At 52.0% G+C, this 13,591-nt stretch carries 12 protein-coding genes, 1 other RNA gene and 1 pseudogene; 8 read left to right on the forward strand and 6 right to left on the reverse strand.

Annotation, left to right across the window (positions count from 1 at the left end; genetic code table 11):
- Positions 1–311 precede the first annotated feature (311 nt).
- Positions 312–518, reverse strand: a non-coding RNA gene (gene ssrS, locus AC286M_RS12460) — 6S RNA.
- Between the two features lie 397 nt (positions 519–915).
- Here ssrS and AC286M_RS12465 point away from each other — a divergent pair.
- The 3 genes from AC286M_RS12465 (at position 916) to petL (ending at position 2,386) form a co-directional block, all read left to right on the forward strand.
- The gene (locus AC286M_RS12465) at positions 916–1,197 is read left to right on the forward strand and encodes a hypothetical protein (protein ID WP_488204709.1); all 282 of its coding nucleotides are present in this window, start codon (positions 916–918) and stop codon (positions 1,195–1,197) included.
- A gap of 143 nt (positions 1,198–1,340) precedes the next feature.
- Positions 1,341–2,123: a precorrin-4 C(11)-methyltransferase gene (gene cobM, locus AC286M_RS12470; protein WP_488204710.1), complete on the forward strand. Its 783-nt coding sequence runs from the start codon at positions 1,341–1,343 to the stop codon at positions 2,121–2,123.
- Positions 2,124–2,293: 170 nt separating this feature from the next.
- Positions 2,294–2,386: a cytochrome b6-f complex subunit PetL gene (gene petL, locus AC286M_RS12475; RefSeq protein WP_488204711.1), complete on the forward strand. Its 93-nt coding sequence runs from the start codon at positions 2,294–2,296 to the stop codon at positions 2,384–2,386.
- A gap of 642 nt (positions 2,387–3,028) precedes the next feature.
- Here the strand turns inward: petL and AC286M_RS12480 are convergent.
- Complete coding sequence (locus tag AC286M_RS12480; RefSeq protein ID WP_488204712.1) at positions 3,029–4,279, reverse strand: Zn-dependent hydrolase; 1,251 nt, start codon at positions 4,277–4,279, stop codon at positions 3,029–3,031.
- 553 nt (positions 4,280–4,832) lie between these two features.
- Here AC286M_RS12480 and AC286M_RS12485 point away from each other — a divergent pair.
- The gene (locus AC286M_RS12485) at positions 4,833–5,240 is read left to right on the forward strand and encodes a gamma-glutamylcyclotransferase family protein (RefSeq protein WP_488204713.1); all 408 of its coding nucleotides are present in this window, start codon (positions 4,833–4,835) and stop codon (positions 5,238–5,240) included.
- A 46-nt stretch (positions 5,241–5,286) separates the two neighbouring features.
- Here the strand turns inward: AC286M_RS12485 and AC286M_RS12490 are convergent, their stop codons facing one another.
- Positions 5,287–6,228, reverse strand: coding sequence for a serine hydrolase (locus tag AC286M_RS12490; RefSeq protein WP_488204714.1), 942 nt, complete (start codon positions 6,226–6,228; stop codon positions 5,287–5,289).
- Between the two features lie 35 nt (positions 6,229–6,263).
- Between AC286M_RS12490 and AC286M_RS12495 the strand changes: the two genes are divergently transcribed.
- The 3 genes and pseudogenes from AC286M_RS12495 to AC286M_RS12505 all read left to right on the forward strand — a co-directional run.
- Positions 6,264–6,989, forward strand: coding sequence for a C40 family peptidase (locus AC286M_RS12495; RefSeq protein ID WP_488204715.1), 726 nt, complete (start codon positions 6,264–6,266; stop codon positions 6,987–6,989).
- A gap of 175 nt (positions 6,990–7,164) precedes the next feature.
- Entirely contained in the window at positions 7,165–7,536 is a 372-nt protein-coding gene (locus tag AC286M_RS12500; RefSeq protein ID WP_488202941.1) for a helix-turn-helix domain-containing protein, read from the forward strand.
- 22 nt (positions 7,537–7,558) lie between these two features.
- A pseudogene (locus tag AC286M_RS12505) lies at positions 7,559–8,119 on the forward strand (IS630 family transposase); the annotation flags it as partial.
- A 61-nt stretch (positions 8,120–8,180) separates the two neighbouring features.
- On the opposite strand, the gene AC286M_RS12510 reads toward AC286M_RS12505, so the two are convergent.
- From AC286M_RS12510 to AC286M_RS12520, 3 genes are all read right to left on the reverse strand, one after another.
- Entirely contained in the window at positions 8,181–8,621 is a 441-nt protein-coding gene (locus AC286M_RS12510) for a hypothetical protein (protein WP_488204716.1), read from the reverse strand.
- 110 nt (positions 8,622–8,731) lie between these two features.
- Positions 8,732–10,003, reverse strand: coding sequence for a dihydroorotase (locus AC286M_RS12515; RefSeq protein ID WP_488204717.1), 1,272 nt, complete (start codon positions 10,001–10,003; stop codon positions 8,732–8,734).
- Between the two features lie 129 nt (positions 10,004–10,132).
- Entirely contained in the window at positions 10,133–11,470 is a 1,338-nt protein-coding gene (locus AC286M_RS12520) for a histidine phosphatase family protein (protein WP_488208830.1), read from the reverse strand.
- A gap of 258 nt (positions 11,471–11,728) precedes the next feature.
- Between AC286M_RS12520 and AC286M_RS12525 the strand changes: the two genes are divergently transcribed.
- Positions 11,729–13,321: a CPBP family intramembrane glutamic endopeptidase gene (locus AC286M_RS12525; protein WP_488204718.1), complete on the forward strand. Its 1,593-nt coding sequence runs from the start codon at positions 11,729–11,731 to the stop codon at positions 13,319–13,321.
- Positions 13,322–13,591 lie beyond the last annotated feature (270 nt).

A 13,591-nucleotide genomic window follows, 5' to 3' on the forward strand; every position in this document is an offset into this window, starting at 1 on the left:
GAGATGCTTTGGAACGTTGAAACGTTGAAACGTGCACGTATTTAGCGTGGCACTCCGCTAGATCCCCCTAAATCCCCCTTAAAAAGGGGGACTTGGAGCTAGTGTTGGCATAGCCCCTTTTTTAAGGGGGCGGCGACAGCGGGGGATCAGATAACTGCGCTAAACACATACTGAAACGTTTCAACGTTAGCTTGGTAACTGTTTCAACCCCAACGGTGAACGGCCATACTAATTCGCCTCACTCCTTACTCCTCACGCCTCATCTTAAAAACAAAGCTCCCCTGCCCAAAGGACAAAGGAGCCTTATGCTTGTGTTCCCCGCAACGCCGTCTTACCTCAGCTTTCGACCTGGAAAAACCAGGTGGGTACCTTTTCCTCAATTTTAAGTTTCCGAGTGACAGGGTAAAGCACGAAGCCCTACGCAAGCTCGGTATACTGCCATCGAGACTTTTGGTTCCCTTTCACATAAAGCATAGATCGTAAAACATTGTTGGTAGTCACCAACGCCGCAGTGGAACTGTTCGACATCATAGCGAATTTCAGGGGGGCAGTGACAAGGGGTAAACCGAATTTTTTTGGGTTCAACCGGACGGTTCTTCCCACTGGTCTACCCCATAAAGACTAAATTTTCAAGTACAGCCTGTGAGTTCTCCGAAAAAGAGGGAACTTTGTCTGTAGAGCATTCGTATAGGGAAATACGAAGTTGGTTTTACGGTTTCCCCTGTTCCACGCATCGCTGGAACTGAGTCACACTAGAGCCAATTCCCAAGTATCACGTTAGTTGAAACATTCAGGATTAGGGTAAGGCGGCAAAGCCGTCTTGCTCCACTGTTTGGCGTTCAATTGAACGGGATTCACCCAGTTAAAACGAAGAACACATTGATTGTGATGATTTTGAAAATTTGAGGTTTAGCAATGTTTAATCCCACACATGTTTTAGTTTCCCGCGCTCGCAAAACCCCAGTACAGCTTGTGCCCAAGGCAAACGGCTTCGACATTCTGACCGAGATGGAGTGGCAGAAAAAGCGCAAACCTGCCTTTGAAGTGCGACCCAAGCAGGGCATTTTTTGTCAGGGCATGTCGGTTGTGGGCTATCATCTTGAACCGATAGCCGCGAATGTAGAACCTAAATCTGAAGCAAAAAATTCAGAATCATTTGCAGCATCTGCATCTGCGATCGCACACGCATCAGCATAGCTCCATCCCCTATGCAGAGGCACAATAATCTGGGCAGGGGCTTACGCGCCTCATGAATTCCCTGCGTAAGCCTTAACTGCTTTATACTGAAAAGCCGTGTCGATTATGACCTGCTTTCTAATCAGTGCCAACGCGTGCCCAATATGACTCAAGCGTCCTCTCTTCAACCAGCCGTATATATTGTTGGAGCGGGGCCAGGCGACCCAGAACTGCTGACGGTTAAGGGACAGCGGATTCTGGCTCAGGCTGAGGTTGTGCTTTACGCCAATTCTCTCGTGCCGCCGCAAATGCTGGACTGGGTTAGTCCAGAGGCCGAGGTGATTGGGACAGCCAACAAGACATTAGAAGACATTTTGCCCTTGATGATCGCACGGGTACGAGCCGGAAAATCGGTTGTGCGATTGCATTCGGGCGATCCAAGTTTATACAGCGCCATTCACGAGCAAATGGAAGCACTGACGGAAGCAGATGTTCCGTTTGAAGTCATTCCCGGTATCAGTACATTTCAGGCGGCAGCAGCGACCCTACAGGTTGAGTTGACCATTCCCAACCTTGTGCAGTCGATTATCCTGACTCGCATTAGTGGTCGCACTCAGGTTCCACCGACTGAAGAGCTGTCCAGCTTGGCTGCCCATCAAGCCAGTTTGTGTTTATATCTCAGTGCCCGCCACGTCGAAGCCGCGCAAGCGAAGCTACTAGAACACTATGCGTCGGATACCCCTGTGGCAATTTGTTACCGTTTAGGCTGGCCAGATGAGCGGATTGTGATGGTGCCGCTGGCGCAAATGGCAGAAACGACTCAGCAAGAAGATCTAATCCGCACGACGCTCTATGTCATCAGTCCTGCACTGCGGCAAAATCGCGGACTGCGATCGCGCCTCTACAATCCAGAACATCAGCATTTATTTCGACCAAAAGCCAAATAGGTGGTGGAGGCGACGATGGCATGTTGTATAGCTCAGGTTGCCCCATTGCGGCGGCAGCCTCCCTCTGCTGGGATTTAGTCTATTGAATGCCAGATGAAATGAAAGTCATCCGAAATGGTTCAATAGAAATATTGCAATTTTAGATTTTGGTATCAACGAGGACTCGATTCATGGCTGTTGTTGTTTATTTTGTTTATCTTGCGATCGCATTTGCGGCGGCAATGGGTCTTTACTTTGGCCTAAAGGCTGTCAAACTCATCTAAGATGGACTTCGAAAATCCAGCAAAACAGAGAACGGGAGAGAAATTGCTAGCAATTTCTCTCCCGTTCTCTGTTTTGAACTTATCCAAACTTAAAATGCTCATTAACAACTCGAAACAGATATTTATCTCTGCGATTCAACTGCTCCGCTATATCTTAATTTTTCTTTGTGTCCAAACCGGATAGCTCTGTTAGTATGTGGAAGAGATTGTGGCACTCTACCTCATCTGTAGGTGGAGTGGCGGCACTCCTTCGGGAGCTATGTCAATCCATGCATCGTCAGATGCACTGCGGAGAGGTAGGTTCAAGTCCTGCAATCTCAATAACTTCACTCGAAGTTAGCTATAGGACAAACCTTGGACCTTACAACTGAATAAGTTAGCTCAGCGGGTCAGCCATTACTGCAATGTGCTGGCCCGCTAAAACGTTTGGGACTTTCTCTTTGGCACCTCTTTGGCACACCTGTACAACGCCATCGAACGCTGTCGCAGGCGCGTAGCCGTTAAACTGTGGGTCTAAGTTCAGAATCGGTCAACAAAATCCGCTTCTCGATATGACCTATTTCCCCTGTGGATCGCTCAGAATAAGCTCAAAATAAAAGGACGGCAGTGCCGCCCTTTTCCGTGGGGTTTTCGGGATAAAGCTTAACGATACGCCTGATCTAGCTTCATCAGTGTATAAAGCAATACATTTGCGCCCTGCGTACACTGTTCAGGTGACGTATATTCGGCTTCCGAGTGGCTAATCCCCTGGTGACTGGGTACAAAAATCATGCCCATGTCGGTAATGCGGCCCATTTCCATCGCGTCATGTCCGGCGCGGCTGGGTAAGTGACAGTAGCTGAGGTTCAGTTCCTGACAGGTTTGCTCAATCACGTTCTGCACATGCTGCGCGGCTGGTGAGGGTTCGACAACCAAGATTGGCTCAATTTCGATTTCTGTATTGGTCTGCCGCGCAATTTCGTTCAGCGCCCGATGCAGCCGCTTCGTCATCAATGCCAAACAGTCCGGCGACAAATCACGCATATCCACCGTCAGCTGTACCTGCCCCGGTACGATATTGGCAGCGTTAGGAAAGACTTCTAGCGACCCGACGGTTGCTACTGGAGCACCTGGCGCATCCAGCGCCAGCTTCTGCACCGCGAGGACAATCTGCGACGCTGCAACCAGGGCATCCTGCCGCTGATCCATCGGCGTTGTGCCAGCGTGATTCGGCGTGCCTGTGACCCGAATCGCATAGCGATGCATCCCGACGACACCCAGAACAACACCAATCGCCTTATCTTGACTATCGAGAACGCCGCCCTGCTCCACGTGCAGCTCGACAAACGCCGCCATGTTATCCCGCGATCGCACAGCGGTATGAATCTGGTTCCAGTCACCACCAATGTTCTCTAAGCAAGACTCAATCGAGCCTTCATCATTGGGCGGATGGATATACTCAGCCGCTTTGACCGTGCCAGCCATGCCCTGTGCGCCGATCATGCTGCTTTCTTCATCGGCAAACACAATCACTTCCACCGGATGATTGAGCCGAATTCGGTTTTCATTCAGCGTCCGCACCACTTCAATCCCGGCCAGAACGCCTAAAACACCATCGTACTTGCCGCCGAGCGGTACGGTGTCGATGTGGGAACCCGTTGCCAGGGCAGGTGCGTGGGGAATTTTGCCTTCGTAGCGCCCGATCAAATTACCCGCCGTATCGATGCGAACAATCATGCCCGCTTCCTGCATCCAGCGCTGCACCAGAGCGCGCGCCTTTTGGTCTTCTAGCGTAAAAGCCAACCGCCGAATACCGCCCTGAGAGAGCTTTCCAATTTCAGCCAGTCGCTCAATACTGGCATTGAGGCGATCGCCATTGACGTCTAACGTTAACTGTCGGGTAATTGCGACCATGATTTGTGTGTTCCCTCCCCTAGTTTGCTAATGGTGTGTTGAAACGTGATTTGAATAATCTCGATTGAGACAATCAATTGGTAATTAAGTGAGAAGTTGACCTAACGGTGAGTCAGTTGACCTGTTTTAGTAAACCTGCCGTTCATTCTGAAGCCTGATGGGAACTAGTCGATCGTCCTGCCGTAGTGATTTGAAATCATCAACCTCTGCATAGATTTCGCTCAGACAAATCCGTTCAATCCGATTCGAGCAGGTTTGACCATTCTAATCCGCCTTTTGTATACAGTATTCAGTTAATCTGCGGATAAAGTGTGTACGCCTACACATTTAGCGGGTGATTCCTCCTTAACAATGCTTGAGAAATAAAGCAGGTTGTAAGGTGTATTCCTATAGCTGCTAGAATTCCCGGTTGAAGGCGAATCCATGCAGATGGCTTCAGGCGAGACGGCTGAGCGTTCGGACGGATCACGGTGCCGTTGATCACAGTATCCATGAAGAAATGTAAACCTGCGCCATTTATATCAAGGATTCAAAACATTTGAAAGGAGTACCTATGTCTGAACCAACGGCAGCAACGAAGCGGATTTTTATTTGTGGTTCTGCCCTGCGGGGACAGCCCGATCACGAAAATCTGGGGAACGCCACGTTCATTAAAGAAGCCAAAACGAAGCCCCTCTACCGCCTCCACGCCGCAGGTGACGGTTGGCACCCCGCCATTTATCAAGTCGAAACCAACGGCATCAGCATTCCCGGCGAAGTCTACGAGCTGACCCTGGCCGAATTTGAGTATCTGCTGGCCAACGAACCACCCAACATGTACCCCGCTGACGTAATTCTCGAAGACGGCGAAGTCCTCACCGCCATGCTCTACCCCCAAGAACTGGTCGAACAGCACAACTGGCCCGATATCTCCAACCTCGGCGGCTGGGCCGCTTATAAAGCCGCTAGTGTAAGCAAATAAACTTTGTAGGGGCGAATGGCCATTCGCCCCTACACCCGTGTCAACATTACATCGATCGCTTTGGCATCTGTTCCACAATTCGCTGCGACACAAACGGCAGCAGCTCCTCCGACTCACTCTGGGCTTCCCCTTCCGTAAACACCACTAGCAAATACGGCAACTGTTCCGGCAGTTCAACGTAAATGGCATCATGCCGCACCTGACTTGTATGCCCCGCCTTTGACCAGAGCCGCGCTACGGGCGGGAGTCCGGCTCCCAAAAAGCCCTTGACCTGATTGAGCGGATTCGCCGCCAAGTCTGCCGGATGCAGACTGCGATACATCAACTGCATTATCAGTTGCGATCGCACTGACGAAACCGCCACGCCACCGACGATGCTGTGCAGCAATCGGGCTGTGGCGTTAGTTGTCAGCATATTGCGCTGCTGCATCAGTTCGCCCAGAAAAATGCGCTCCCGCCCGTAGGCTCCATCACACCAGGTTTTCTGATTGACATTAATCGTTGCCAACTCCGGCCACTGTAGCGATTCGTAATAGCGATTGACAATATTGCGCTGATATTGCCAGGTTTCAAAGGGGCCAGGCGGTAGCTCCGGGCCGCTGGTGGTGCCCGATAGAACATCGACGACTAGACTCGTTGCATCGTTACTGGAGTCTACGATCATGTCCGTCACCGCCCGATCCAGTTCCGCAGACGACTGAATCATATTGGTTTCCAGCCATTCCTGCACCGCCACCAAATAAAACAGCTTGACGATACTGGCCGGATAAATGCGCTCAACCCCGCGATAAACGGCTCCTCTGGGCTTATGCTGCCAAAATTCATTAGCGCTAAGGGCACCGCCCGTATTTACAATCACAGGTTCGTCATACACAATCCAGGTAGCTGCAATCTGGTTTTCGGCCAAGGTTGAAAACTCAGCCCAGGTTTCATTTAGGATAGTTTCTAATGACTGCTGAAGATCTGGGTCGCGCTGAAAAAAGGTCATGGTGTCACAAAACGGGCTTATCTGACGGTTATTTTATGGTTACACTCTCTGAACTTCAGCTTAATCAGTCCTATCGGTGTTTGGCCAATCTGAATCTCTACAAAACTCCAGATTTGCCGACTGAAGCAAACAGCCTCGTCACCCAAGCCGCCCAAAATCGCCAATTCCGCGTTGAAAAAATGCCCGCTGAATCTCCTGGCAGTTCCACCAACCATCAACCCTATCTCTACGTCCGCTTCGAAGAAGATGGCTATCCCGGCTGGTTATTAGTTGAGGATCTAGAGAAAGTTGCGATCGCACCTGCTCCGTATCAACCCGCTGTCTACGACCGAGAGGATATCGCCGCCCGTCTACCTGAGGTAATTGCGTTCACTCAAGCGGCCATGAACCAACCCAATGAATATCTCTGGGGCGGCACGGTTGCGCCCAATTATGACTGCTCCGGTCTGATGCAGGCCGCTTTTCAGTCCGTGGACATTTGGATTCCCCGCGATGCCTATCAGCAGGAGGGATTTGCCGATCCAATTGAACAAGCGGAGGTGCAAGCAGGCGATCTGGTCTTTTTTGGCCCCCCGGAAAAGGCCACCCATGTCGGGTTATGCCTGGGTAACAATGAATATATCCACAGTTCAGGCCGCGACCAGGGCCGCAACGGCATCGGCATTGATCAGCTCTCAATGGAGGGAGATGCCGTGAGCCGCACCTATTTTGAACAACTGCGCGGCTTTGGCCGCGTTATTCACAATTATTGTTCGATGTAGCGGTTGATTTTGCGTACCTAGTAATATCGAGTCTGTGTATAAGAACCCAATCTATGTTTTGTGAACCGTTTGTGGAGCAAACGGTTCACAAAACATAAATCATGGGTTTTCAACCAGGCTTGATATATAGCGGTTTGCAAAATTATGCAGTACGCTCGTTTGTACTGCTTTGGTCATGCCTATGCGTCCCCACTCCGCTGATTTACGTCACCGTATCGTCACCCTTTACGAGCAAGGTGAAGGATCCATTCGACAATTAGCCAAGCGCTTTCAAGTGAGTCAAGATAGCGTCCGTCTGCTTGTGAAACAGTATCGAGCTACCGGAAGCATCGCCCCCAAACCCTATGTCGGCGGTCCTCAACCCACGCTTCAAGCCAGTCACCATGAGGTGTTACGGGAGCTAGTAGAAGCGGATAATGATGCCACGTTGGCCCAACTGGCTGAGCGCTTAGCCGCCCGAACCGGCATCCAGGTGAGCGGTAGCACCATCAGTCGCACCCTCAGCAAACTGGGCATCACGCGAAAAAAAAAGTCTCAAGGCCAGTGAGGTCTATAGCGAAGCAAAACAGCAGCAACGCTATGACTACTGGCAAAGCATTCGGAATGTAGCCGTCGAAGATTTGGTGTTTCTTGACGAAACGGGAGTTAACTTGGCCATGGTGTTGCTGTATGCGCGCGCTCAACGAGGTCAACGGGCCTATGCCCAGCAACCGAAAGGCCGTGGCAAAAACCTCACGATCCTCGGTGCCATGAGCCTCAAGGCTGGGTTCCTTGAGGGCCTCAGCTTTACGGGTGGCACGACAGGCGATGTGTTTTTGTGGTTCATCGAAACGCTTCTCTGTCCACTCCTATGGCCGGGAGCGGTCGTGGTGATGGATAATTTGCCTGCCCATAAAGTGGACGGCGTCAGGCAAGCCATTGAGGCCGTGGGGGCACGAGTGATTTATCTGGCTCCTTATTCCCCAGATTTCAATCCGATTGAAAACCTGTGGTCAAAGTTGAAAGGGTATTTGAGAGCCGTTGAGGCACGAACTCCGCAAGCCTTGCATGAGGCGATCGCTCAGGGGCTTTCTCTGATCACCTTAGAAGATGTGCGTCACTGGTTCACCTACGGGTGCTACTGTGCTTAATCAATCTGCACACCGCTATAAGAGCGGATGGCCATTCGCCCGTACCGAGATTGAACAGAACTCAATTATTCCACGCGACAACCTGCTGATAGGCGGGTGGGACAACCTCTGGCGTTGCTACTGCGCGAGCCGCGAGGGTGGGATTGGTCTGGACTGACGAGGTGCGAATCATGATCCGACCGTTATTGGGGGAAACAGTGCGAACCTGACCCGTAGGCGCGATCGCAACGGGCATGCCAATTCGATGGCAGCCGGGTGTCATAATCACCACTGGCCCTTTTTGTGACAGTCGGCTGTAGGCTCGCACAGTTGAAGGAGCCACCATATTTTGAAAGTGATAGCGGGCGGCGTTTTGGTCAACGGTGCAGGTCGAAACTCGCAGGGCATCGTATTCGGCAAAGAACCCATCTAGATCTTCAGCCGCTGCTGGATTTTGAGCAATTAGGCCCCCCAGGACGGATAAGCCAAGCAGTACAGATGGTGATTTGTAAGAAATTCCCATATTGAAAAGAGTCGGTGAATTTGGATATTACCCACTCTTTACGGTGAACGTCGCGTTAATCCTGATGGTTTTAGATTTTGCGCTGCTGAATTCTGTACTCCAACCAAGAGTCAAGGTGTCCAGATGCGTTGGACTTGGCCCTGAACCGTTTGGTTGAGCCAGGAGGTATTGGAAGATTGCGATCGCAAGCTTCCCTCATTGACGACCCAGGATTTAGCCGGATCAAATAGCACCAGTTCGGCTGAGGCGTTAACCTGTGCGCGAGCGGGTAACTGGTGTAAACAGTTGGCCGGATTAGCGCTCAAGGCTCGCCAGAGTTCTAGTGCCGATAGAGTTTGGGATTCCACCAACTGCTGCCAGAGTAAGGGTAATGCCAACTCTAAGCCAATGGCTCCTGGTGGCGCTTCGTTGAAGGCGACCGTTTTTTCTTCGTAGGTGTAGGGGCTGTGGTCAACTGCGATCGCATCGATCACTCCAGCTTTAACGCCCTCAATTAGCGATTGCTGATCGGCGGGTGTGCCCAAGGGCGGCTCAAGCCGCAGATTGGGGTCATAGGTCGCTAAATCCCCGGTATTGCACAACAAATGCAGCCAGGTTGTGCTGGCAGTAATCGGCAATCCCCGCTCTTTAGCGGCATGGATTAGCTCCACACTGCGAGCGGTGGAAACACGCATGATGTGAACCGGGGTGCCAATGGCCGCAACGCATTCCAAAATGGAGGTCAGGGCCACGGTTTCCGATAGCACCGGATTGCCAGGCAGACCAAATCGAATCGAATCCAACCCTTCCCGAGCCGTACCATCGCCGGACAAAGTGCGATCGCAACTCCACAGCGCAATCGATTGCTCAAGTGGCTGCAAAAACTCAAGTAATCGTCGCAGCAGCACCGGATTCTGAATCGGATAGCCATCGGCAAAGCCAACCGCACCCGCATCAGCTAGTTCTGCAAACTCAACTAGTTGCTCTCCGTTGACACCGAGCGTCAATGCGCCCCAGGGATACAGCCGGGGCTGATTGGCAGTAGCTGATCGTGACCACTGGGCTTGCAGGGCCGCTACTTGGCTCGGCTGATCGATGGGCGGATCGGTATCTGGCAAAACCGCAATCCGGGTAAAGCCACCAGCAGCGGCAGCGGCTTTGAGCGAAGCTAAGGTTTCTCGACTTTCAAAACCGGGTTCTCCACTGTGGCTATAGAGGTCAACCAAACCGGGGGCAAGAATGCATCCTTGGGCTGTGATAATCTGTGTCGAATCGGCTGCATCAGGAAGCAGTGAAGGTGCGATCGCAGTTATAACGCCATCTTCAATCAGCACGTCTGTCACCTGATCCGTATCCGTTAACGGATCAAGCAGTCGCACCTGTTGTAACAGTTCACGAGTCATGCACAGTTCCTTACACGTTATCCGCGAAAAATACGCCCTGCCGTAGGGGCGGGTTTCGTTGTCCCGGTTTGACTCAGCAGCAGCATGACTGGGCTAAACCCGCCCCTACAATTAAATTCACCTGGCATCCTAAAGTGCTCCGGCTGCGGTGGTATCCAACACGCTGCCGAAGTGAGTCGTAATGTTCGATGCCCGCAGGATGGGGTGACCGTTCAGACCTTGGGGATAGTCAATCACGCTGACGGCACCGTTGCCCTGTTTGAAGACCCAGAACGCTTCTGGCCCTAACCCCACAACATCACACAGGATGGCCTTATTCACCGCATCGTGAGCAACGACCAGTAGGGTCAGCAACTCCTCTGGATCGCCGCAGTCTTTAATGTGGTTCTGCCAAGAAATCATCACTCGTTCCCAGACCTGCTGCAGGTTTTCACCTTCCGGCATTTGCACCACTTCGGGCGTACTCTGCCAGCGCTCGAGTTCGCCAGGAAACTCGGCTTCAATTTCCGATTCCAGCTTGCCTTCCCACAAACCGTGGCTGATTTCCCGTAGCCCGTCATCTAGCGCCAGCTCCACATCGGCATGATGCTGCAAAATCGCTTCCGCCGTTTCCTTGGGCCGCAGCATCGGACTGCTGACGGCTCGATCAATCCGAATCGTCTTCAGGAAGTCGGCCACTAGCTGTCCCTGCTTGCGACCGTTATCGTTCAGCGGCACGTCGATCTGACCCTGGAACCGCTTCTGGCGATTCCAGTCCGTTTCGCCGTGGCGCACGAGTAAGACACGAATGCCAGAGTGTGATCGCCGAGGCCGAGGCACAGGCTGCCCCAAGTGTCCCGTCAAGTTCATCGACTCGATCTGGACATTGCCACTAGCCGAGTCGTAATTCAAAATGCTGATGCCGCAGTTGGACTTGTAGAGCGAGGAGAACCGCTCAATGCCAAGGCCAATTAACGTGCTAATCAAGGCCCGATTAATGGCGCTGTGGCCGACAAGCAGAATGGTTTGGCCTTCGTGCTGGGACAGGGTGGCATCCCAAAAGCGCTGGGCTTGCACATACAGCTCTGGTAGTGGCCGAAATTCGACAATGCCATCTGGCTGCTCAACCTGTAGCACCAGCTTGTGGGTTTCCTGCCGCCAAATTTTGTACTCAGCGGGATACTGGGCCTTCACCTGATCAAAGGTCATCCCCTCCCACGGCGGCAGGTTCACCTCTTTCAGGTCATCTGAGAACGTGGGCGCAGGCGCATTGGTGTGAGCCACAATCAGCTCAGCCGTCTCTTTTGCCCGTTTGAAGGGACTGGCATATACGGCATCAATTTGAATGCCTTGCAGTGCCTGAGCCGCTTGAATTGCTCCCTGTCGCCCTGTTTCAGTCAGCGTGGATTCGTCGCAATGTCCCTGGATACGGGACTCAATATTGTAGGTACTTTCGCCATGCCGGACGATGATAATACGAGTCTTCAGCGGTCTGCCCTCCTGTTAAGCCAGAAGAATTCTACCGTGTCTTGCGGGTGGCGTTTTGCTTAATTTGGCGATGTCGCTGAGCAGCCGACAAAATGTAGAGTTTCACTTCATAATGTTCCAAGGGCAACCCTGCCTGATGTCAAATCTGGTTAAAAAACCACAATTATTTTTGTGAACAGTTTACGATGTCAGCCGTTCACGAAAATAATCGGTTTCTAGCCCACGACTTGATAGACAAGAGAACGTGTGGAGAGCGGTATGGCCGATTACGATAGAGGATCTGGTTTCAGAGCAATTAAACTTCTTATCCTAGCTGCACTAACGATCCTGATAGCGATTCCCATTGTCAGTACGTTAGTCGGTAGCCTCAACGAACCACAGGTCACGAGCCGTCTACAGCTCTACCAAACTGACTTGCTGCTGCAGACCACTGAGTGGCAAGGCGGCGATCTGGTTGAACCCGAAGAAGCCGCATCCTTTCGGCAGGCTTTGGTCGGTCAAAAGCCGCTGGAAACGGCAATTGAGCAATATGAATCGGTGCGCGAGGAAGCTGAGAAGAACCTAGTGCGATCGCAAACTCAGCTTGAGGAATTGGCTCCCGTTGCCCCTGCCGAAAGTGGGCTGGAACCTACCACCTCTAGTCCACGCCAAATTCTGCGCTCGATTCAGCAATTGCAGCCATTAATTAGTCAGCTTGATCTGCGCTTGGGGATTCTCAAAACCGAAACCGAGCAGCGACAAGAGGCACTCAAGATCTGGTCACAGATCGAACCCGGCGATGCCAATGATGCGTCAGGTTCTGCGGCAAATTCCGTTGAAACAGCTCAGGTTCTAATCGGGCTATGGAGCGACCCCGCCCAGATTGCACCGGACGCCGAAGCCGTTATTCAGCAGAATTTAGACGGTTGGTTTCGCTACCGCGCTCTCGAGCAGCTTTATGAACTCCAGCAGCGACAGGATGCGATTGCCGAACTGGCCACCGTTGAGCAAACCGTCGCCCAGCAAACCTTCATTAAACTGCTCTTGATCGGTGCCTTACCTGTGCTGGGCAGCATGGCTGGCGTGGGTCTGATTATTGGCTTAGCGGTTCAGTGGCTGATTAAGCGGAAGCAGTCCATCCTGGCCTACCGCAGCAACGAGCAGTGGCAAGTTCCGTGGAACTGGGAGACGATCTGGCAAGTTTTCGTGGTCGGATTCTTTTTTGTTGGACAGTTCCTGCTGCCGATTCTGCTGGGGATTGTGGGCGTTAACGGTAGTCAGTTTTCCGGTCGGGAACGCGCGATCTACTCTTTGGCCTATTACTTGCTGATGTCGGCAGGCGGTATTTTCGTCCTCTACTGGTCAATTCGCACCTATGTGCCACTACCCGCTGATTGGTTCAAATTCAAGCTATTTAACCGCTGGCCGCTGTGGGGCGTTGGGGGTTACTTAGTCGCGCTACCGCTGATGATTGGGGTGTCGCTGGTTAACCAGCAGATCTGGAACGGTCAAGGCGGCAGCAATCCTCTGCTGCAAACGGTGCTGGAAGAAGGCGATTCAGTGGCGCTGATTGTGTTCTTCCTGACGGCTGCGATCGCAGCTCCGCTGTTCGAAGAAACGCTATTTCGCGGCTTTCTGCTGCCTTCTCTCACCCGTTATATGCCCGTCAGCGGTGCGATTCTGGCCAGCAGTCTCCTATTTGCCATTGCCCACCTCAGCTTCTCGGAAGTTCTGCCGCTGACGACACTCGGCATGGTGCTGGGATTTATCTATTCGCGATCGCGGAATTTGCTGGCTCCCATGTTGCTCCATAGCCTCTGGAACAGTGCCACCATGATTAGTCTCTTTATTCTGGGCAGTAGTGCTCGTTAGGACGAAGTGCTGAGTGGCTGAATGCTGAGCGCTGAGGGTCGAAAACTCGTTGTCTTCGGATTGACAGAGATTGTCGATAAAAATGGCAAACCGCTCGCAGTGCGAGCGGTTTATTTGTTTAGGGGCTGAATTGTTTAGTTCCAAGACATGCGATCGCGCGATACCGTCTTTTTCAAAACGATGGTGATAACTCAATTCTCAGCACTGACCTCTATTAGACTTTATTGGAAATAAAGTTTTTGGGGTTGGAAATTGTTTTGTAGCGCGGCG

The sequence above is a fragment of the Thainema salinarum CENA647 genome, assembly GCF_057732415.1.

Coding starts and splice junctions, on each gene's coding strand:
- AC286M_RS12510 (WP_488204716.1), bottom strand. CDS start 8,621: ATGGGAATTTCTTACAAATCACCATCTGTACTGCTTGGCTTATCCGTC.
- AC286M_RS12465 (WP_488204709.1), top strand. CDS start 916: ATGTTTAATCCCACACATGTTTTAGTTTCCCGCGCTCGCAAAACCCCA.
- AC286M_RS12490 (WP_488204714.1), bottom strand. CDS start 6,228: ATGACCTTTTTTCAGCGCGACCCAGATCTTCAGCAGTCATTAGAAACT.
- AC286M_RS12515 (WP_488204717.1), bottom strand. CDS start 10,003: ATGACTCGTGAACTGTTACAACAGGTGCGACTGCTTGATCCGTTAACG.
- AC286M_RS12525 (WP_488204718.1), top strand. CDS start 11,729: ATGGCCGATTACGATAGAGGATCTGGTTTCAGAGCAATTAAACTTCTT.
- cobM (WP_488204710.1), top strand. CDS start 1,341: ATGACTCAAGCGTCCTCTCTTCAACCAGCCGTATATATTGTTGGAGCG.
- petL (WP_488204711.1), top strand. CDS start 2,294: ATGGCTGTTGTTGTTTATTTTGTTTATCTTGCGATCGCATTTGCGGCG.
- AC286M_RS12500 (WP_488202941.1), top strand. CDS start 7,165: ATGCCTATGCGTCCCCACTCCGCTGATTTACGTCACCGTATCGTCACC.
- AC286M_RS12495 (WP_488204715.1), top strand. CDS start 6,264: ATGGTTACACTCTCTGAACTTCAGCTTAATCAGTCCTATCGGTGTTTG.
- AC286M_RS12480 (WP_488204712.1), bottom strand. CDS start 4,279: ATGGTCGCAATTACCCGACAGTTAACGTTAGACGTCAATGGCGATCGC.
- AC286M_RS12485 (WP_488204713.1), top strand. CDS start 4,833: ATGTCTGAACCAACGGCAGCAACGAAGCGGATTTTTATTTGTGGTTCT.